The organism is Limosilactobacillus fastidiosus (assembly GCF_014145505.1).
In the GTDB taxonomy this organism is placed as follows: Bacteria; Bacillota; Bacilli; order Lactobacillales; family Lactobacillaceae; genus Limosilactobacillus; species Limosilactobacillus fastidiosus.
The window spans coordinates 23,115-44,712 of the sequence record NZ_JACIUZ010000020.1 but is presented as its reverse complement, the minus strand read 5'-3'; the positions used below and the strand labels follow the sequence as shown (position 1 = coordinate 44,712).

General features: G+C 34.3%; 16 protein-coding genes. 14 read left to right on the top strand and 2 right to left on the bottom strand.

What is annotated here, in order from left to right; translation table 11 throughout:
- Together H5R64_RS02265 and H5R64_RS02260 are read left to right on the top strand one after the other, a co-directional pair.
- A partial coding sequence (locus H5R64_RS02265) for a sugar nucleotide-binding protein (protein ID WP_182582679.1) occupies positions 1–149 on the top strand: 149 nt, incomplete at its 5' end.
- A gap of 101 nt (positions 150–250) precedes the next feature.
- Positions 251–2,677: a GH25 family lysozyme gene (locus tag H5R64_RS02260; protein ID WP_182582678.1), complete on the top strand. Its 2,427-nt coding sequence runs from the start codon at positions 251–253 to the stop codon at positions 2,675–2,677.
- Positions 2,678–2,718: 41 nt separating this feature from the next.
- Here H5R64_RS02260 and H5R64_RS02255 read toward each other — a convergent pair whose 3' ends face one another.
- Together H5R64_RS02255 and H5R64_RS02250 are read right to left on the bottom strand one after the other, a co-directional pair.
- Entirely contained in the window at positions 2,719–3,624 is a 906-nt protein-coding gene (locus H5R64_RS02255; RefSeq protein WP_231797907.1) for an IS3 family transposase, read from the bottom strand.
- 67 nt (positions 3,625–3,691) lie between these two features.
- Positions 3,692–4,159 carry a helix-turn-helix domain-containing protein gene (locus tag H5R64_RS02250; RefSeq protein ID WP_231797908.1) on the bottom strand — a complete coding sequence of 156 codons (468 nt, stop codon included), beginning with the start codon at positions 4,157–4,159 and terminating at the stop codon, positions 3,692–3,694.
- A 441-nt stretch (positions 4,160–4,600) separates the two neighbouring features.
- On the opposite strand from H5R64_RS02250, the gene H5R64_RS02245 reads away from it, so the two are divergent.
- The 12 genes from H5R64_RS02245 to H5R64_RS08590 all read left to right on the top strand — a co-directional run bounded on the left by H5R64_RS02245 (position 4,601) and on the right by H5R64_RS08590 (position 21,431).
- Positions 4,601–5,551, top strand: a complete 951-nt coding sequence (locus H5R64_RS02245) for a glycosyltransferase family 2 protein (RefSeq protein WP_182582676.1) — start codon at positions 4,601–4,603, stop codon at positions 5,549–5,551.
- Positions 5,548–7,377, top strand: coding sequence for a DUF6020 family protein (locus tag H5R64_RS02240; RefSeq protein WP_182582674.1), 1,830 nt, complete (start codon positions 5,548–5,550; stop codon positions 7,375–7,377). The genes H5R64_RS02245 and H5R64_RS02240 overlap by 4 nt, the downstream gene beginning before the upstream one ends.
- A 484-nt stretch (positions 7,378–7,861) precedes the next feature.
- Entirely contained in the window at positions 7,862–9,493 is a 1,632-nt protein-coding gene (locus H5R64_RS02235; protein WP_182582672.1) for a glycosyltransferase family protein, read from the top strand.
- 107 nt (positions 9,494–9,600) lie between these two features.
- The gene (locus tag H5R64_RS02230; RefSeq protein WP_182582670.1) at positions 9,601–10,920 is read left to right on the top strand and encodes a DUF3329 domain-containing protein; all 1,320 of its coding nucleotides are present in this window, start codon (positions 9,601–9,603) and stop codon (positions 10,918–10,920) included.
- A 664-nt stretch (positions 10,921–11,584) separates the two neighbouring features.
- Entirely contained in the window at positions 11,585–12,109 is a 525-nt protein-coding gene (locus H5R64_RS02225; RefSeq protein ID WP_182582668.1) for a hypothetical protein, read from the top strand.
- 240 nt (positions 12,110–12,349) lie between these two features.
- Positions 12,350–12,667 (top strand): hypothetical protein, encoded by a 318-nt coding sequence (locus tag H5R64_RS02220; RefSeq protein ID WP_182582683.1) that lies wholly within the window; start codon positions 12,350–12,352, stop codon positions 12,665–12,667.
- Between the two features lie 9 nt (positions 12,668–12,676).
- Positions 12,677–13,492 carry a UbiA prenyltransferase family protein gene (locus H5R64_RS02215; RefSeq protein WP_220476681.1) on the top strand — a complete coding sequence of 272 codons (816 nt, stop codon included), beginning with the start codon at positions 12,677–12,679 and terminating at the stop codon, positions 13,490–13,492.
- A gap of 104 nt (positions 13,493–13,596) precedes the next feature.
- Entirely contained in the window at positions 13,597–15,060 is a 1,464-nt protein-coding gene (locus tag H5R64_RS02210) for an LCP family protein (protein WP_182582666.1), read from the top strand.
- Between the two features lie 164 nt (positions 15,061–15,224).
- A complete protein-coding gene (locus H5R64_RS02205; protein WP_182582664.1) occupies positions 15,225–17,999 on the top strand; it encodes an NlpC/P60 family protein in 2,775 nt (924 codons plus the stop codon).
- A 125-nt stretch (positions 18,000–18,124) separates the two neighbouring features.
- Complete coding sequence (locus H5R64_RS02200; RefSeq protein ID WP_182582662.1) at positions 18,125–20,587, top strand: L,D-transpeptidase; 2,463 nt, start codon at positions 18,125–18,127, stop codon at positions 20,585–20,587.
- A 56-nt stretch (positions 20,588–20,643) separates the two neighbouring features.
- Positions 20,644–21,003, top strand: a complete 360-nt coding sequence (locus H5R64_RS08595; protein WP_231797909.1) for a hypothetical protein — start codon at positions 20,644–20,646, stop codon at positions 21,001–21,003.
- Positions 21,000–21,431: a serine hydrolase gene (locus tag H5R64_RS08590; protein ID WP_231797910.1), complete on the top strand. Its 432-nt coding sequence runs from the start codon at positions 21,000–21,002 to the stop codon at positions 21,429–21,431. The genes H5R64_RS08595 and H5R64_RS08590 overlap by 4 nt, the downstream gene beginning before the upstream one ends.
- The last annotated feature ends 167 nt before the right edge of the window (positions 21,432–21,598 follow it).

Below are 21,598 nucleotides of genomic sequence, written 5' to 3'. Positions count from 1 at the left end.
AAGTTAGCCCGGTAACTTCAGCCGAATACCCCCAAAAAGCCTACCGTCCACGTCATTCAATTATGAGTTTGGCAAAGGTAAAGGAAACGGGCTTTGCGGTCCCAACGTGGGAAGAGGCGTTACACAGCTTCCTAACTCAATTTAATTAATTGTTATCGTAATGTATTGGTTCTGTAATGGAATCTCTTTGAGAACGTTGTATTATAATAATGTTTAATAAACTGTTATATACAAAATAAGGAGAATAATTTTGTCAACGGGAGAAAAGCGCAATACTCATTCTGTAAGAAAGTTCTATACTGTTTCAGCCGCAACATTAGCTACTTTAGTATCACTAGGTTTTATTAATGCTCGTGCTCAGGCTGATGACCAAATTAATAATCAGACGAATGTAGCAACTAATACCACTCAAGTAGCATCTCAAAGTCAAGATAATAATAGTAATGTAGTAACAGTCACTGATAACGCTAATAGTGCCTTATCAGCAAATACTACAACTTCTAGTGCCACACCAGTAGTAACTGCCACTACTGAAAGTAAGACTGCAGTAAATTCTTCTACTCCAGTAGCTAGCTCAGCTGATACTATTGATATTTCAGCTTATCAACCTAATATGACTGTCGGAACATTCCAAAACTACAAGAATATGGGTGTTCAAAATGTCGTTGTTAAGTTAACTGAAAGTACGGGCTGGACAAATGAGTATGCTCAAAGTCAAATTAAGAATGCCCAAACAGCAGGAATGAACGTTTCAGCATATCATTTTGTCCGTTTTACTAATGCTATCCAAGCACAGGCCGAAGCAAACCACTTTGCTTCTGTTGCACGGCAAGTTGGTTTAGGTAATGATACACTGATGATTGCGGATGTTGAAAGTGTTTCGGAAACAAGATATGCGGGGATCGTTAATAATTTAAATGTCTTTTGGAATACTTTGAGTTCTTTAGGTTATACGAATCATGCTGTATATACGGGTCTTGACTACGATAAGCAGTATAACGTTAGCTCTACCGTCGGAAAGGATCGTACCTGGGTAGCGATGTACTACTATGATTATCGAGCTACTCCAATTCGGATTAACTATAAACGGAGCCTTGGTTATGGTGCTTGGCAGTATACTGACCGCTTTAATGGTGCTGTCGATGGGACAATTGACTTTGGCCTTTTCAAGAATTATAGTCACGGGATTACACAGGCGGCTAATCTTGATAATATGAGCATTAGCGCTGCATCTAATACTCTGAATGTTAGTGGTTGGTTTGCAGATAATAGTAACCAGGGAAAGGATAACCGTTACGTTATTCTTCTTGATCAAGATAATGGAAGTCGTGAAGTGGCCCGGCAACAGGTATCAGCTGTTACGCGAAATGATGTGCAAAGTGCTTATCCATCAATCTACGGAACGAATAATTCAGGCTTTAATGCTAGCTTCCAATTAACTGGTGCCCTTGCACAAGCAATTGGCGCTGGCCATCGGATTCAGGCGATTATTCGTTACACTTCTTCAAATGATGGAAATAGTGATTATAATGATCATTACTTTAATGGGGTATCATTTGTACAAAATAATGCATATCTTGATAGTTTTAATTTAACTAATAACGGAATTCATGTATCTGGTTGGCACGCAACTAACCAAAGTATTAGTCGACCATACGATTACGTAATCCTTTATGACAAAACTACTAAGCGCGAAATTGCTCGTCAACAAGTTAGTGCAACTTCACGGGCAGACGTCCAAAATGCCTACCAGAATGTTTATCAAAGTGGCAAGTCCGGGTTTAATGTTGATTTTGCGATGAATGATGCTTTACGTTCTGCGATTGCTAATGGAGATGCCATCCAAGTAGTTACTCGTTATACAGATAATGCTGCTGGAAATGGTAATGCTGTTGATGTTTGGTTTGATGCAAAAACATTTAACCAGGATTCAGCATGTGTTGATAGCTTTGAATTAAAGAATGGTCAAATTGAAGTTACAGGTTGGCATGCCGCAGATCAATCAGTTGCTGATCCTTATCAATGGATTATTTTGATTGATAATGTAACCGGAAAAGAAGTTGCACGCGTAAAAGCAAGTACAGTAAGTCGGCCAGATGTTGCTCAAGCTTATCCAGGGATTACTAATTCTGGTAATTCTGGATTCAAGGTAAGCTTTAAGGTAGCTGATCATGCTGCATTGCAATCAGCTTTAATTCAAGGGCATGCCTTAAAGGTAGTTGCCCGTTACTCAGATGATGCTCAAAATGGTGAAGGACACCGTGTTGACTATTGGGTTAATAATCCTAAACGATTTAGCAGTAATGTGAGTCATAGTAATCTTGATTCATTTTACCGAAATGGTACCGTTGTTCGGGCGACTGGTTGGTTTGCAGATGACCGAAGTGTCGGTGCAAAGACTAAGTATATTATTTTGTATGATGCCACGACTAATCGTGAAATTACCCGAAAAGTAGTAACTAACGGCTCATTTCGGTCGGATGTTGCTCGAGTATACCCGTCTGTTTATGGAGCGGATCAATCAGGATTTGATGTTTCATTCGATGCTAGTCAGAACCAAGTATTAGCGAATGCGTTAAAGAATGGTCACATGTTGCAAATTATTACACGTTACTCTGATGCTCAAAACGGTGAAGGAAATTACGTCCAATACTGGTTTGGGGCAAGGACACTTTAAGCAAAATGAAGTGCAATAAAAAAGTTGGACAAAATAAAGAATTAAACTGCTAAGGCATGATTTCGGTATTCGACTGGAGTCATACCTTTCGTTTTTAAAGAGATTCGTTCATGGTTAAAGTAATGCACATATTTCAAAGATAACTTTTTAAATTCTAGTAAGTCCTTGCACGGAGGAAACCCGTCAAGTAATTCAGCCTTAAAAAGATGAAAAAAGCTTTCAATTGGTGCGTTGTCTAAACAATTTCCCTTACGGGACATACTTTGTACGAAATGATGATCCTTAAGTTGGCGAACATAGTAAGGAAGTTGGTAATGCCATCCTTGATCAGAATGGATAACTGGCGTTGCGTTAGTAGGTAACTGCTTCTGTAATTGCTTTAACGTTTTAATAATTAATGAACGATCAGGATGTGCACTGATTTGAAAAGCGAGAATTTCTTTACTAGCTTCATCAAGCATAACTGATATGTAAGCCCACTGACCATTAGCTAGTTTAATTTGACTAACATCGGTATGAATGACCTGATATGGTTCAGTTTTATCAAAAGTTTGATTTAGTAAATTGTCAGCTGTCATACCTACACGACCAATATACGAGTGATATTGATGATTACGATGACGATTATACAAACTGACTTGAACACCTAGCTGATACATTAATGATTCAACTGTTGCATCAGCTAAGTGAATCCCTAACTTTTCGAGTTTGAATTTGACTCGTCGATAACCGTAGGTTAATCGACCACAAACGCGTCCTTCTTCGATAATTTTAAGAATGGCTTGTTTGGCTTGTTTTATATGATCATATTTATTGGATGGATGCAAAATCCGTTGACGCTCATCATAATACGTAGATTTTGATAACTTAATTGCTCGTAAAATTTCAGCTACCGTAAAGCGTTGTTCCTTGGGATACTGTTGTTGTTCTTCCCTGATCTGATCCACTATTTGCGTTTTGGCACGTGCTTTGAGGGTCCGAACAGGGCTAGAGATTTTTTTGTGATTTCTAACTCTAACTTAGTCTCATGTAGTTCTTGATTTTTCTTTGCGAGTTCTTCTTTGAGACGATCGACTTCATTTTTCTCAGATAAATGACGCCAGTATTTTTGATTATGTTGTTTTCTATGCACCTTCGGTGGCCTACCCTTCTGATGAGGTTTGCTTCAATTCCATCACTTTGAAAATCCCTTATCCCAAGGTCTATTTGTGAAGGAAGCAGGTTAAACTTTGTACCAACTTTCGCTAATGATTCCTCATGAGTTTGGTAATAGTTTATCACAGCCAATTTAAAATCTAGCGTAAATGAACGCTTACGACGACGTCGTTGTAATGCTTGAGGACCATTCATTCTAAACATTTGAACCCATTTCTGGATTTGTCTTTGTGGGACATGATAATGACGATTCAGTTCAGATGATGATTGACCAGCTAAGTATTCACTGACAATTGTTGCTTTAAATCTTGAAGAATATTTTGACATAGAAAAAACGCCTCACAATTGGTTTTTTTGTCCAACAATTATGGGGCACTTCAAATGAAGGGGGTGTTTTTTACAGTAGATAATTAATTTAAATTAATAGTATAAGAATTAAAGAGTCTATTGAATCTTATACTATTAAGTACTACGGTAGATAGAACTATTTAATGATCATCAGATTGGATAGAGTGTGTTATATATTTGAGTTTTCTTTTAGGTTAAATGTAAGTAGTAATATCAAATGTGATAAGATATTATTGTTTGTAGTTTAAAAGCTATTATTAATGATAATAATTTTTTAAGTTCTAAATAAGTATGTGTAAATATCAATAAAAGTAGCTTATTAATTTACTGAGAATTATTAAATCGAGTATTTATTGATGATACTAGGGTATGTTGAAATTTAACCTGATGATTTTTTTCAAGAAATGAGGATAAACTAATATGCTAAAATTAGCAATTTTGATACCGTGTTATAACGAAGAAAAAACAATTAAGAAAGTTGTTGAAGAATGTAAAAAAGCCACTACGGAGTTCTCTGATACGATGATTTTTGTTTATGATAATAATTCGACTGATGATACAGCTAAATTAGCAAGAAAGGCTGGGGCTGTTGTACGTCATGAACATAAGCAAGGAAAAGGAAATGTTATTCGTAGAATGTTTCAGGAAATTGAAGCTCAGTGCTATATCATGATTGATGGGGATGATACATATCCTGCTGGGGAAATTCCTAAAATGGCTAACTATGTTTTGAAAAGTAACTATGATATGGTTGTTGGCGATCGGTTAAGCTCAAGTTATTTTGAAGAAAATAAGCGTCCTTTTCATGGCATTGGTAATAAGTTAGTTAGAAAAAGTATAAATCTATTTTTTAATACGGATATTAAAGATATTATGACTGGCTATCGTGCGTTTAGTTATAAGTTTGTCAAAACTTATCCGGTATTATCACATGGCTTTGAAATTGAAACGGAAATGAGTATCTTTGCGGCAGTTAATAATTTATCTGTTAAGAATCATGTAATAGATTATAGGGATCGTCCAGCTGGAAGTATGAGTAAATTGAGTACTTATTCTGATGGTTATAAAGTTTTAAGATTAATTTTTACCTTATATAGGAATTATAAGCCCTTACACTTCTTTAATTTTTTAGCATTATTACTAATTGTATTATCACTTTGTTTTTTTATACCAGATGTCTGGATTCCATATCAAAGTACCGGAAAAGTGTTAAATATGCCAACATTAGTAGTATGTGGATTTTGTTTTATTGCTGGAATTATTTCTTTTTACAGTGGATTAATTCTGGATGCAATACAGAGAAAGGAACGACGTGAATATGAATTCCAACTTAAAGAAGCAATCTGGGAAGGGAGAATAGATAAGAATTGAATTTAATTAATCTAAAGGATAATCAAAAATCAGTTATTTCAGCACTGATATTGTCATTATTGTCCACATTTGGTATAGCAATAACCATTAAGGTTAATGATAAAACTGTCATAGGAAACAGTATATATAGCTTAGTAATTTTTATTGGATTATATTTATTATTTCAACACTTATTTCTACTAGTCAAAGATAGGCGTAAGGACATAGGTGCGATAATTATAGCATTATTTTTTTCTACTAGCTTAGTGTTGGGACGTAATACTTTACTACTAGATGATGCTTTGGCATTTTCCCCTGTTACTTATATAAAAATACTAATGATAACTCCTTGTTGGTTTGCTTTAGTACGTTCTTTACTATCTTATAAAATTAAATCTAGTTTGTTAGATAAAAATGTTGTTAACAAGATAACTTCATTTTTAGCATTGAAGCATGGATTAATAGTCATTTGGATTATAATCATTTTATTTTGGTTGCCATATTTTATTGCCTTTTTTCCAGGTATTTACGGTTATGACGGACCTGTTCAAGTTAATGAATTTATAACTCATAACATCAATAGTCATCATCCAGTGTTACACACTTATCTACTAGGAATAACAATAGGTAAATTAAAAGCTCCCTGGTGGATAGGAGCAACCGTATATTCGGCATTACAATCGCTTGTTTTTTCTTTCTCATTGGCATACCTAGTCTCATTTCTTGCACAATATACTAAAGCATTAATTTTAATTTTAGGTTCATGGATAGCATTTATGATTATACCTTTTTATCCAATTATGGCAGTAACAACTACTAAGAATGTTATTTTTACAGCGTTATTTATTATTTTAGAAATACAATTTTTAAAGATTATATGGATAAAAGATTATTTACATAATTGGGTAACTATTCTTTCATTTGGTATTATTTCTTTTTTAAGTATGGCCTTTCTTAAACAGGCAATGATTGTTTATATTTTGACTGTTCTGATATTATCTTATCTATTTAAAAATAATAGGAAACAATTAATTGTTACAGCGGCTATAGCGGTAGGAGTATTTGTCGTATATTCAGGACCATTTTTAACCAGCTTTAATGTTATAAACAATCATAATGATGCACTTAAAGAAACACTTAGCATTCCAGAATGTCAGATGGCTCGAGCAATAGTTCGACATCCACAAAACAATAAGAGTCAGATAAGGGAAGTTAAAAGATATATTCCTGACTATCGCAATTATAAAGGACCACTTGAGGCAATTTCAGATCCTGTAAAAACCACTTTTAATGCTAAGTATGTTCGAAAGGATCCTCTTAAATTTCTTAAATTATATCTAGCAATTGGTGCTAAATACCCTAGTGAGTATATAAATGCTTTTTGTAGGTTAACAGTTCAATTATGGTATCCAGATATGAACAAGGATACATTATCATTTGAGCCTTATTATGAAATTCAGAGTTTGGTATTATTACCGAATCAAAAGCAAAAGACCTTTAGGAAAGGATTATTTCCAGCTTTTCAGAGGAAAGTAGGCTCCTTTTCCTGTCGCCAAGATTATGAGAAACTACCAATTCTTTCATTATTATTTAGTGCAGCCACTCCTCTTTTCATAATAATCATTTCTGCTGGTAGCGTGATAGTTGAAAAACAAAAGAGGTATTTGGCCGTATTTATTATGCCAATTATTTTTTGGAGTATATTGTTGGCTTTTAGTCCTGTGATTCTATTACGTTATGTTTTACCATTAATTAGTATTGAAGGTTTGCTTCTATTACCTCTTTTCAATAACTTTAGCCATAAATCTGAAAGAAAAGTAGTTGCTAATAGTAAAAAAGATAACTAAAAAAGGGGAGTAATTTAAACCTTACGCTTTGTAAACTACTGATGGTTTTAAATGTTCATTTAATAATATTTAAGCTAAATAATCTAGGATTAAAGCTAAGAGATACTTATTAAGATATTAAGGAGAAAAGTATTGTGAAAAGCAAAAAAAATTATTTATATCAAGCAATAATATTTATAGGATTATTTATATATTTTACACAGATATCACCATTAGTACCCTTTGATGCAGATAATTGGTCATCCTTAGGCACAATGAGATTACCAATTCCTCTTTGGGGAGTATTTCATCCTTTTGTGTTTACCCGATTATTCATAATTATGTGTATTCAATTACTTTTGTACAAGCAATTGTTGTTTCATCAATGATAGTTGTGTTGCTTTATGCAATTCGTAAAGTTTAATTATAATCTCCAGAAAATAATAGTACCTTTGTAATATTTAAATGGGTTACTAATTGGACCTTAAATTAAGGATAAATCATAATGAAATCTATAAAAATCAAAGAAATATATAACAGACAAATTATTGTATTAGCAATAATTATTGCTTTGTCATTAGTTGTCACTGTTCCCGCATTTTATCCTAATAGACTAAATTTATCATGGGATGCTCTTTTTCACATGTCACGATTTACGCAAATTGCGAATTCATTAAGTAATTGTCGGTTACCGATCATGATAACCGTTTTTGGAGCAGGTAATAATTTAAATGCATCCATTGCCATGTATCCCTGGCTAGCGGACTGGTTCATAATTATTCCGATTATGTTGATAAAAAAGAGCTATGAAGCACTAGCAATCGGTTTATTTTTATTGAATCTGATTACTGCTATCAATATGTATATTATGGCGAGTTACTTTACAAAAAGGTTTTCATATCGATTTATAGCAGTTTCTTTATATTTATTTAATACTTATCATTTAATAGATTTATATGCACGACTTGACTTTGGTGAAGGAACGGCGTATGCATACTTTCCATTAGTCATTGTGGGAATGTACTATATATGTGATAGTAAGTACGTTAAAGGAACATTACTATTATCGATAGGTATTATTGGAATAGCCAATTCCCATCTTTTATCTTTACTTGCTGTTGTTATTTATATATTTATTGTTGAAATTGTTAGGATAATAAAACGAAAGATTACTATTAAAGAAATAAAGACTATTTTTGTGAGCGCAGTTATTTCCTTAATGTCGTCTAGTTATACTTTAGGACAATTATTATTTATACGTAAGAAGAATGATTTATTTATACCAGGGCAATATACAAGTCAGGTTAGTTTAACTGATTCCTTTAATAATCTAGTTGCAAACTCATTTCATGAGGCTTATTCTTCATGGAATTTGGGATTGATAACAAGTGGTATTATATTATTTTTGCTTTTTGAAGTGTTGAGGGAGAGAGGCTCAATAAAAAAATGGGGAGTATATTGTATAGTAGCTGTTTCATCTTTATTTATAATTTATGATTTTTTCCCGTTAAATACAAAGTATAAGTTGATTAAATACACAATTGGTAATTTTCAAATGACTGGAAGATTCTTTATTTTTACTATTTTGGTAACGGTAATTAGTCTTCTTTTATGGCTGGAAGTAAAACAGGTTAATTTTGTAAAAGTAATAGTAATTTTTGTGATGTTAGTTGTAACTTCTGTTTCATCAATAATTAATTATAATCTACGTGGAGATGTAAGTAGGACTCCAGTAAGTAGCAGTACCTGGTCAAAAGTTTTAGATTCTCCTCAAACCTCATTTGATGATTATGTTCCAATTCAAATGCATAGAAAGCTTCAGAAAAATAGAGAACCGTTTAAGATTACTAAGAAATCCTGGGATCATTGTAGTGTAAAGTATGAAATAAAAGTAGCTAAGGATGGTGTATATAAACTTCCTCTAGCTTATTATGAAAACGTTCCATATGAAGTTAGAGTAAATAACAAAAAGACTCATTTGTATTCTACGAAGGGACAAATGAGAATAGCTTTTCCTAAGGGAACATCAACATTAACTATAAAAAGTTCAGTAAATAAAATCTGGTATTTACTTTTTTCTATTTCATTACTAACAACATTGTTGGTATATTTTATGTATTTTATGTATTTTATGTAAAATTAATAAATTGCGTATTAATTAAGTGAATGATGAAAAGTATAAACGTTGTTATTGTGCGGGATGTAAAGATATAAGATGATTATGAAAGGGGAATATTATTAAGAATGAGTAAAAAAAGCATCAATAAGATTACTTATTTAATTTGGCTTATTTTTATGGGCTGTGTGATGTTTGTATGGAATTACAAAACTCCCTATATGAACGAAGATTTGGATTTAGCTTTATCCAAGTCATTTGGTGATATCTTGAAAGAGGGATGTTGGGATTACGTCCATTGGAATGGTCGGTTCTTCGGGCAAACTTTCTCGCGAATTTTAATGTATGAAGGACGATTTTTGGGTAGCTTGACTGCGGCTATTTTTTTCGTTGCTTTAATAATTATGATAGCTAAACTGACTCAGATAAGTGTTAAGAATCAATTCTTTCCGTTTAAGATCATTTTATTAACTTCATTTATTTTCCTTTTCACACCTGATTTTGGAAGTGTTTATATTTGGAGAGCAGGTACTGGTAATTACCTTATTACGATGGTTATTTTTCTTTGCTTTTTGTATTTGTTTATTAATGACGATAATAATATTCATAAATGGCTATCAACATTTTTAATTATTTTAACTGGCTTTGTGTCTGGTTTAGGAAATGAGAATACTTCGGGTGGAATCATTTTTGCGTGTCTTAGTATTATTTTTTTAGACTATCTCCATAATAGAAAATTTAACCCTAAGCAAATTCTTGGATTAGTTGCAGTAGTTACTGGATTTCTAATTCTAATTTTTTCACCTGGAGATAAAGCGCGGCTTATTATTTCTCATCCTGACTTTTTGAAAGAAAGTATTGTAAAAAGAATATATACAGGCCTTTTGCAAATTCTTTCATACTTGTATAATAATCCTGTTATTATTATCTTAATATGTTTAGTATTAGTTGGATTAGTCAGTTATTTTTATTGTATTAGTAATGATAAGAAGTTTGAGATAAGTATAATATTTACTATCGCTGGTGTACTTTCAATATTAGTTATGTCGATATCACCTGAAGGGCAAAGTGCAGGGAGAACGTATTTTGGTGCATTTATATTCTTTATAATTGCATTGTTTAATTTAGTTCCAGCTAAATTAAATAATAAGTACGAAAGAATTATAGGTATTAGTGGTGGATTAATAATTATGCTACTTACGTTTATTACAGTGGGCAATGGATTACAGCAAGCAAGAATATTTAATACACAATTAAATGATAGGTATCAGTATATTTTAATGCAAAAAAGGAATGGAAAAACTGATATTAATTTATCTCACATAGACGCACCAAATAATCGTTATTCACTTATTGGCTCGTACATCGAAGTGGGAAATAATGTTGAGAATTTCCCTAACGGAACTTATCATCGGTACTTTGGAGTAAATGTTAAGGTGAAGAATTGAATTATTAGAGAATGTTCTTTAATGGGTAGCTCTCAGATTGTAACAATATTTTTGGGGGTTAGGTGAGGACGAAGTATATGTATTGAGCTTTGGCAAGGCTTCACATTATATTAGGCACAGGTGACATTATGTTTCATGCTAATCGAATGGAAGAACTTTACCATAATATTCAGCATGGAGTATTAATTCCACGAATTAGCACATATTCATTTAATCAAGTTGGAAGTGGAATTAACTTTCTTTATCCCTGGATTTTACTGTATCTTTTTATATTATTTCGACTAATTAAGAATAGTCCAATCAGTGCTTATTATTTGGAAATTATCTTTGAAACATTTATTACTTTATGTATTTCTTATTATGCAATGCACAATTATTCAAAAGGGCTTTTATATTCTCATTACTATATGCGTTTGCTAATTATCGTGTTTATCTTGTATTTAATCAAAACGTTCTAGCTGAATCAATTGCCTACACTTTTATTCCATTAGTTTTGTTAGACTTTTATGAATGATTCTTATCGTGATAAACAAAAATTGCCACTTTTAGCTATTGGAATGTCTTTATTACTCTATTATCATATGTTAACAACCGCTTTGACAGCCTTTTTTATGTTAGTTACTCTATTAATCTTCTGGCGGAATGTAACTGATAAATTAATAGAATGACAGCTGCTTTTAAGGCAGTCGGTTTAAGTATATTACTTACAGCATTTTATCTGTTTCCTTTTATTGAACAAACATTCGGGAATCATCTACGTGCATCTTGGACAGACTTTAACTTTGTTCAACAACCGATGCAAATAATCAATTCGTCAATTAACGATGAGCCTGTACAGGTTGTAGGCTTTTTGTTAATTTTAACGCTCTTATTAGGATTTATATATCTGCGGAAGTCAGCAGTATTAGAAAAGTATTCATATTTTTCTGGACTTGTTTTAGTATTATTAACTACCAAACTTTTTCCTTGGGGAGCAATTCTAAATACACCACTTGTTAATTTACAATTTCCATATCGCCTTAATGGCTTGGCAACAATAATGTTTTGTATTTATCTTTCATTTATTGTTGAAAATATAGTTATTAGATTAAAGAAAAGTTATTATGTAACAACTATTGTGTCATTACTTGTTCTAATTACTATAACTAATGGATTAGTTATAACCGCTAGTCATCAGATAATCGAGTAGCGCTCTAATATTCCATTACTTAATAGGAAACCTACTATTGAACATAATTATCCAGTTAAGAATGGGTCTAGTTATAATCTGACAAAGGAAAATTGGAACAATATATTTTACTACTATGGGCATAATGGTTCATTTGACTATTTTCCGGTAGCAGTAAAGGATAAAATTAATACAGCAATTGTAAATCATCAAGCAATTGTAAATGGGAAAGAAGTACCTTTCGCTGATCGACTAATAAGTATGCCTAATCAGTTGAAGTATGATTTGAGTGGTATTAAAGCTGGAAGTGTTGTCAAATTGCCAGTATTATTTTATAAAAATGACATGATAAAAGTTGGTACTGAAAAGTTTAAAAAGCCACAAGTAACTAATGTTGATACAATTCAGATTCGAGTGCCAAAAAGAAATAAACAAGTAGTTATTAATTACCATAATTCAATACTTGATATATGCTCATTAGTTGTTTCATTATTAACTTGGTTATGTGTGCTATTTATTTATATTAGAGATCTGATTAGAAAAAGAGGAAAATATGACTTAATACTTAAAACTCGTTAGACCTTTTCATTGGGTAAAAACATTCTAATATTTGTACCGTTGTTTTTTTGCAGACAAATATTTAATTTAAGTAAAATTTGGATATTAATTCTTGGCTTTATTTCCTTTAGTCTTATAGCTTCTGCTGTATATATCATTAATGATATTCAGGATGCTGAAAAGGATCGTAAGCATCCTAAAAAGAAGTATAGGCCGATAGCAAGTGGAAAAATAAGTAAAAAGAGTGCTTCTGTATTTTTAATGGTACTATTAGTAATTGCATTCCTAATAATGGTTTATGCATCATTCTTAGTAGGAAATTACATAGCCATCTTCTTATTACCAATAATTTACTTAATATTGAATATAGCTTACAGTAATGGGCTAAAGAATACTCCTTTATTAGATATTGCAATAATTGCATTAGGCTTTGTCATTAGATTATACTACTGTAGTTATTTGTCACAAATTAAGATATCAGATGCTCTTTTACTCACAGTTATATCTGCTTCTTTCTTTTTAGGATTCGGAAAAAGAAGAAATGAGTTAAAGAAAGGAACGAGTACACGGAAAGTACTTAAAGCGTATAACATCCAATTTCTGGATAATATAATGTATGTTTTTGTTGGATTAACATTAGTCTTTTACTCATTATGGACTATATCAAAGGGGGGGTACTTGATATGGACAGTTCCATTTACAATGATGATAGTTGCAGATTATTGCTTGATTATTGAGAGCGATAGTTCAGATGGAGATCCAGCAGAAGTACTTAGACATTCAAAGTCATTACTTAGTTTGCTAGTAATATTTAGTGTAGTATTATTTATGTGTTTATATGTTTAAGAATTCTTTATATAATGCTTAAGTTATTAATGTTATTTGAAAGCTGGCTTTATTTTATAGTATCATTATAAAGTTATATCAATTATCAACTGAGGTATTTATTTATGAGTGAAAATCACGAATCGCGTGAAGAATATCGAAGAGAATTGGAAAAAAGAATCCATGATAAAGTGGAAAAGGATCGCACTCAAGCTCGCAATTCCCGTCCACGAAAAGGGTTAAACTTAAAGAAGTCTCTCGCTACATTTGCTGGTTCTACTTCAAAGCCACGACAGGATGGTAAATTGCCTGAAGTTCATCATTACCGCACACCACGCTGGGTAAAGAATATTATCTGGTTCTTAGTAATTATTGTCCTTATTGGTGGTGGTTACGGATACCATAAGATTCATTCTGCTGCTCAAAATATTTTTGGTAGTGGCAATGGAAAAATTAGTCGGAAGCTTCAAAAAGGTGAACCTGTTTCTGTTCTAGCGATGGGAACGGATGTTGGTGCTTTAGATCGGGGAAATTCAGGTGGAAATACAGATTCACTAGAATTATTTACTATTAATCCTAAGACTAAAAAGATTACGATGACGAGTATTCCACGTGATACCCTTGTCCGGGTAAATACCAAGGAAGGACCAACATATGTAAAAATTAATGCTGCATATTCAATTGGTGGTCCTAAGCAAACAGTCAAGCAGGTATCTGAATTACTTGATGTCCCAATTGATTACTATGCCGTTCTGAATATGGGTGTTTTGAAAAAAGTTGTTAACACTGTTGGCGGTGTTACGGTAGATAATCCGTTTGCCTTTACCTATGAAGGTCACCATTTTAAGAAGGGGAAGCAACACCTGAATGGCGAACTGGCACTTAAGTATTCACGGATGCGCTATGAAGATCCAAATAATGATTATGGGCGTCAAAAGCGTCAACAACAAATTATTACTAGTGTTATTAAGAAGTTTAAGACTTCTGGCTCTATTACGACTGCTAATAAGCTCTTAGATGCCGTTAAGGATGGAGTAAAAACAAATATTCCAATGGATGATATTGCAACTCTTTATGGTAATTATCATGCTGCAATGAATAATGTTATTACTTATCACTTCGAAGGTCAGAACGCCACGATTGATGGGGTATCATTCCAAATTGCTAGTCCCAAGGAAATCAACCGAATTTCGCGGTTGATTCGGAAACAACTCGGTTTAAAACCGAAGAAAGTTATTAACCATGAAACTAAGATGTACAAGTCTCAACCAACTTATGATGGTGTGACAAATACAGATTTCATTCTTCCTGGTGGAGCATCATATAATGATCCCGGTAGTGGTAACGGAAGTGATTATGTGACGACACGTGGTAGAAACTACCACCGTCAAAGTTCTAGTTCTATTAGTACTGTTACTTATGGTAATGAGTCTCATGCTCAGAGTTATAATGAACATGCTTCTCAATATAGTCAACGAACTTATGAACAAAGTACTTACCGGCGATCTACACCAACTAGAAATATTCAAAGTATGCCAACAGTTGAACATTCAACTATGTCAACCACAAAGATTGAAGAAAATCGTTAAATACACAAAAAGACCAGCAGTAGTTAATTACTGCTGGTCTTTTTGTGTTGATCAAAACTTTTACTTAACATAATGATAAATTTATTATTGCTATTTTTATAATTTGTGATTTAATGAAGGTGTTTGAAATTTTAGTTTCATGCTATTGAGGAGGAAAACATTATATGGATGCCAAAAAGCACTATAAACTTTTTAAGGCTGGTAAATCCTGGTGTACCATGGCAATTACAGTGTTCGCTTTAACTGTCGGCTTTGTGACAACTAATACTGTTGTTCACGCAGATACCACACCTAGTGATAGTCAATCAACATTAGTAAATGATAACGATAATATTAGCTCTCAAGCTGAGACAACCCAAGACAATACCGCTAAGGCCGATACGAATCAACAAAAGACTGGTATTGATTACCAAACACCAGTAAATGATGGTCATTTAGATAGTGCCAGTGTAAATGTCACTGACAAATCAGTAAATTTTTCTGGTTGGCACGCGACTAACCATTACCAAGAGGGGATGAACCACTACGTAATCGTATTGAATGGTGCAAACAACCAAGAATTGTACCGTTCAAAGGTTACTGAAATAGATCGTCCAGATGTACAAAAGGTTTACCCCAAGGCACCAATTTCGGGTGAAGGTGGTTTTAACATTGAAGTACCGTCTGCTAAGTTAAACAATGCTCAATCTTTGCGGCTTGTTTCTCGGTATACTACTACTTCAAACGGTGAAAGTTCCGCTAACGGGACAGATTACTGGTTCCCAGTTATTACTACTAAGGCAGCTTACTTAGATAATTTCTATGTTAATGGAAATAAGTTAGTTGCTTCTGGCTGGCATGTAGACGACCAAGCAGCTGCGATGCCAAACCATTTTGTGATCTTATATGATCAGACCAAGGGAAGTGAAGTAGCTCGTAAGTTAGTCACAAATACAAAGAGTGCTGATTTACCTAAGGCTGGTTATGCTACGGTTGCTAATGCTGCTAATGCACGGTTCAGCGTTGGTTTTGATATTACTCCAGCAATGATGGGGGACCAATTTATTCTTATCAGTCGTTACAGTGCTTCTAAAGATGGTAATAGCAACTACTCAGATTACTGGTTTAATGACAAGACAGTAAAGTTGAATAATAATCGTGCTGGTTACTTGGATACTTTCCGGGTTTCTGGCAACCAGGTGATTGCTTCAGGATGGCACGCTGACGATGATTCTGCAATTTATCCCGATCACTTTTTGATCCTTTATGACAAGACTGCTAATCGAGAAGTAGCTCGCCAAGAAGTAGCTACTAAGTCAAGCGCTGATGTAGCTAGTCATGGTTACGGTAATATCAACAATGCTGATCATTCTCGTTTTAGTACTAGTTTTAAGATCACTCCGGCAATGGCAGGGCACCAATTAGTACTAATTAGTCGTTACAGTACTAAAGCTGGTATGAATACTAATTATGCAGATTACTGGTTTAATAGTAATGTTTTAACTCCTTACAACAATCGTGCTGGTTACCTTGACCAGGCATCAGTAAATGGTTCTGACGATACTGTTACATTTAGTGGTTGGCATGCTGATGATGCAGCACAAATTTTACCAAATCATTTTCTGATCCTCTTTGACCAGACAGCTAACCATGAAGTAGCCCGAAAGATTATTAAGAATACTGCTAGTGCAGATGTTGCTAGTCATGGTTATGGTAACATTAGCAATGCTGGTAATTCACGCTTTAACGCTACCTTTAAGATTACTCCAGCAATGGCAGGACATCGATTAGTATTGGTAAGTCGTTATAGTGATTCAAGTGATATTAATAATTATGGTAATTATGCCGACTACTGGTTTAACAATAATGTAGTTGACTTAAATCATAATAATGCGTGGCTTGATAATTTTAGTCAAAACGGTAGTACGGTAAACGTTGCTGGTTGGCACGTTGATGATATGTCCTTGCCGTACAGTCACCACTTTATTATTCTTTATGATTTAACTACTAACCGTGAAGTCGGTCGTCAAGAAGTTGCTGGTAATCCTAGTGATGATCTTCTTCATCAATATGGCAATGTTCTTGGAGTGAATAAGACCCGGTTCAATGTCAACTTTAACGTTGGTAACAATCACGATGCATTCCAAGTAATTAGTCGTTACAGTAATTCAGCAACTGGTGAGGGTCAATACTCACAAAACTGGATTAATAATCGTTACTTGAATGCTTACCAAAACCCAGGTTGGATGTACCAAATTAGCTACACCCAAATCCAACCATCCGGCCCAGTTGGTCACAATATTGGACCTGGTTATGAAGGAATTAAGGTTCAATTAGTAAAGGGTCGTCTTGGTACTGGTGGTTATCACTACACTGTAGATGACGGATACCGAATCATGAATGTTCAACGAGCTCACGGGTTGCCAGCAACCGGATGGGTAGACTTTAATACATGGAAGGCATTAGGACTTCCAGCTGATCAATGGACATCAATTGACAGTTACATTGCTCCATTGGGTGCTGGTGCTGGTCAAGGACGGGCAGCTCATATTGAATCAATGATTAGTCAGGCATCTAAGTATATTGGTAAGCCATGGTTAGAAGGTTGTTCATCATACCCAGCTTACGGTGTTGATTGTTCTGGATTAGTCATGCAAGCATTGTATGCTGCTGGGATTAACCCAACTTCATGCAGTTCTATTTATCATGGATTCCCTGGAAATGAATACAATTCACGGAACCTCTTTAGTGATCCGCACTTTATGAATGTTGCTTATGGTGATCGTCAACGTGGAGACTTGGTATTCTACTATGCACCAGGTACTCGGACAATTATCCACATTGGGATTTACTTAGGTAATAACCAAATTCTTGATAGTTGGCCACCTCGTGTTGGTATTAACCCAATTGTTAACTGGCAACACCCAGTTGTTGCTGGAATTCGTCGGGTATTTGCCTAATAAAATAAATGATAAGCAGTCTTTCAATTGTTTTGAAAGATTGCTTTTTTAATTTAAAGGTTTTTTCTGATTAAATTTTAGCCTATAATAAGATTAATATTATTAGAATCATCTGGGAGGAAATAATGGAAATTAATTTTGATAAAGCAAAAAGAGTTGCGGTATCTTGTCTGGCAATGACTAGTTGCGGCTTTTTATTATGGATAAATCAGCTTAATGCTAGTGCTGATGAGAATCAATCCAGTAACCTAGAAGTTACTCAAAATAAAGTTCAACAACCTAAGCAGCAAGCAAATAGCAATAATATTAATCAGTCCAGCCAAACTAAGGATAGTTATGACTATAATGATCACGGAAACTATGCTTATCTGGATTCAGAACAACTAACTGATAATGGGCAGTTAAATGTTAGTGGGTGGCATGTAACAAACGCCTCGCAAAATCGACCATATCACTATTTGATAGCATATGATTCCACCAATCATCAAGAAATTAGTCGCCAAAATATTACTGACCAGGAAGTTAGTCGACCAGATGTCCAAAAAGCTCATAATGTATATGATGCTAAGAACTCCGGCTTTAAGGCTAGTTTTAATTTATCGTCTCAATTAGCTAATCTTAAGACCGTTCAAGTAATCAGTCGTTACACTAATGATCAGTTTGGTAATGGGGATGCAGTTGATTATTGGTTTGCGCCAATTACAATTGATCAGAATAATTATGCTAATCTGGATAATGCTAGTGTTGTTAATAATAAGTTGCGATTATCCGGCTGGAATGCGACTAATCAGGCAAGCAATAAATCGTATCATTATGTGATTCTAATTGATCGGACCAATGGTGGTCGGGAAATTACACGGCAACTGGTTAAGAACGTTGATCGTCCAGATGTCGCCAAAGTGTATTCAGGTGTTGATAACGCTCAGAAATCAGGATTTGTAGCTGAATTACCTCTCAATAATATTAATTTTAGTCACCAGCTCCAGGTAATTAGTCGTTATTCTGGTAGTAAAGATGGCAATAGTGACTATGTCGATTACTGGTTTAATCCGATTACCACTGGTAATTATGCAAATCAAGGTAATTTAGATGATTTTGATCTGAGTAATGGTAAACAAGTAGTAATTAGTGGTTGGCATGCCAATGACGTCGCTAATTTTGAAAATAATCATTTTATTATTTTGTATGATAATACTGCTAATCAACAGGTTGCTGTACAAAATGTTAAGCAAGTTAGTCGTCCAGATGTTGCCAAGGCTTACCCAAGCATTAATCAGGCGGGTAATTCTGGCTTTAGTACAACTTTAAATTTAGAGAATCATAATCTAGTTGGTGGACATTCGTATTCCGTAGTCAGCCGTTATTCTACCAGTAGTAATGAAAATGGTGGTTCAGGACAATATACAGATTATTGGTCTTCACCTGTCGTCTTAAATAGCCATGCTTTTTACTTAGATGACATTAAGATGCAAAAGGATGGACTTCATGTAACTGGTTGGGTAGTTAGTGACTACTCTTCAACGCGAAAAAATCCTTATATCTTTGTCTTAAATAATGGCCGGGAAGTAGCTCGTCAAAAATTAAGTTTAAATAGAAGAGCCGATGTTGCACGGGTTTATCCAAAAGTTTTCAACAGTGTGAATAGTGGATTTAATACTGTTGTCAAGTTAAATCCAGCATTAGTTTCGGGGAATATGCAGGTCCTTCTTCGTTTCTCAGCTGATCCAGCAGGAAATGTCGATAATGATGATCAATATAGTGATAACTATCAGTCAAATGCTGGAAATTTTGATCGGATTGATGTTTCTCAAGGGGGAATGTATGTCAGTGGCTGGCATGCATCTAATCAAACACTTGATAAACCATATCAATATTTGATTTTTATTGATCAAAATGGTCATGAACTATATCGTCAATCTGTACCAGATGCAAATAGAAGCCGTTCGGATGTTGCTAAAGCTTATCCGGCAATTTTTAATAGTGAAAAATCAGGTTATCAACTTGGCTTTAATCTCCCAGAGAGTTTGCAGCATAAAATCGTTAAAGTAATTCATCGCTATTCAAATGATCCAAGGGGAAACGGTAATTATGTTGATTATGTATCAGGACCAGTTAATGTTAACTTAATGCGGACACCGATTGATTATCGTCAACCGTCTGAATATGTGCCATATCCTAACGTTAGCAAACTCCATAATTTCTGGATCCATGTTCGTATTGGTCAGAACAGGGTTTATTTAATGGATGGTAACAATATAGTTTATACAATGTATTGTTCGGCTGGGGTATACCAGAACGGTATCAGTGAAACACCAACCGGAACCTATTATATTCAGCCTGAACGGGGTAATAGTTTTTATAATGGGTCTGAAGGGGAAGGTGCCAATTATTGGACTTCCTTCTTAAATCATGGTGAGTATCTTTTCCACAGTGTACCAACGGATTACCGAGGCAACTATATCCCTGGTGAAACCGCTAAATTGGGTGTTTCAACGGGTTCACACGGTTGCGTTCGACTTTCAGTACCCGATGCCTACTGGATTCTGCATAACGTTCCAACAGGTACACGAGTGGTAATTGAAAATTAGTCGGAAAACTTTGGGGGATTTCAAATGCAAAAAAAGTTGCAGCATCATGTCTTGCAATGACAAGTTGTGGCTTCCTATTATGGGTTTCACAATCTAACGTTAATGCTGATGTAAAATCACAAGTTAATGAACCACAAGTAGGGGGTACTCAAAGTAAAGTAGCTTCTCAGACTACTGGTGAAAAGCAGGAAACTAGTACTTATGATCATTCTGATAGTGGTAACTATGCTTATCTTGATTCCGCTAAGATGAATAATAATGGTGTGCTAAGTGTTAGCGGCTGGCATGCAACAAATGCAGCGGAAAATCGACCATACCATTATTTGATAGCATATGATTCCACCAATCATCAAGAAATTAGTAGCCAAAATATTACTAATGATGAAGTGACTCGTCCAAAGGAACAGGAGGAGTGATCTCCTATACTAATGTTCCCGGGAATCGTTTCATTAGTGCAAGTACTGTTAAAGCAAGTGTTCTTTCAGAAATTCTCCATAATGCTGGTGGTAATCTTAATGGCTATCAACAGGGTTTAGTGGCCCGAATGATCAGAAATAGTGATAATGATGCAACGACAACGTTAATTAATACTTATCTTGGTGGGAATAGCGAGTTAAACCACATCTTCCATGACTTGGGAATGAGCGCATCTTATACTGGTGAACACTGGGGATGGACATTGACCACTCCAGAGGATCAACTTAAATTACTGAATGAGATTTATTATAAACATGGTAATTCTTACCTTAATGATGCATCACGGAATTATATTAAGAGCTTAATGATTCAGTTTCTGCAGGTCAAAATTGGGGGATTTCGGCAGGTAGTTCATCATTCTACTTAAAGAATGGGTGGAATATTACAAATAACGAGTGGAATGTAAGCAGTATTGGTTATATTCCTGGTAAATACACAATCGCTGTTTATACTCGTCAGCCATCATATAACGTTGGTAAGCAGTTGATTGAAAATCTTGCGTCAGCTACTAATCAAATTGTTAGGGGATAGAAT

Bases quoted from the DNA above. Each gene is read 5' to 3' on its own strand.
- H5R64_RS02225 (WP_182582668.1), top strand. From the start codon at position 11,585: ATGACAGCTGCTTTTAAGGCAGTCGGTTTAAGTATATTACTTACAGCA.
- H5R64_RS02210 (WP_182582666.1), top strand. From the start codon at position 13,597: ATGAGTGAAAATCACGAATCGCGTGAAGAATATCGAAGAGAATTGGAA.
- H5R64_RS02250 (WP_231797908.1), bottom strand. From the start codon at position 4,159: ATGTCAAAATATTCTTCAAGATTTAAAGCAACAATTGTCAGTGAATAC.
- H5R64_RS02205 (WP_182582664.1), top strand. From the start codon at position 15,225: ATGGATGCCAAAAAGCACTATAAACTTTTTAAGGCTGGTAAATCCTGG.
- H5R64_RS02245 (WP_182582676.1), top strand. From the start codon at position 4,601: ATGCTAAAATTAGCAATTTTGATACCGTGTTATAACGAAGAAAAAACA.
- H5R64_RS08595 (WP_231797909.1), top strand. From the start codon at position 20,644: ATGACAAGTTGTGGCTTCCTATTATGGGTTTCACAATCTAACGTTAAT.
- H5R64_RS02230 (WP_182582670.1), top strand. From the start codon at position 9,601: ATGAGTAAAAAAAGCATCAATAAGATTACTTATTTAATTTGGCTTATT.
- H5R64_RS02200 (WP_182582662.1), top strand. From the start codon at position 18,125: ATGGAAATTAATTTTGATAAAGCAAAAAGAGTTGCGGTATCTTGTCTG.
- H5R64_RS02235 (WP_182582672.1), top strand. From the start codon at position 7,862: ATGAAATCTATAAAAATCAAAGAAATATATAACAGACAAATTATTGTA.
- H5R64_RS02220 (WP_182582683.1), top strand. From the start codon at position 12,350: ATGCCTAATCAGTTGAAGTATGATTTGAGTGGTATTAAAGCTGGAAGT.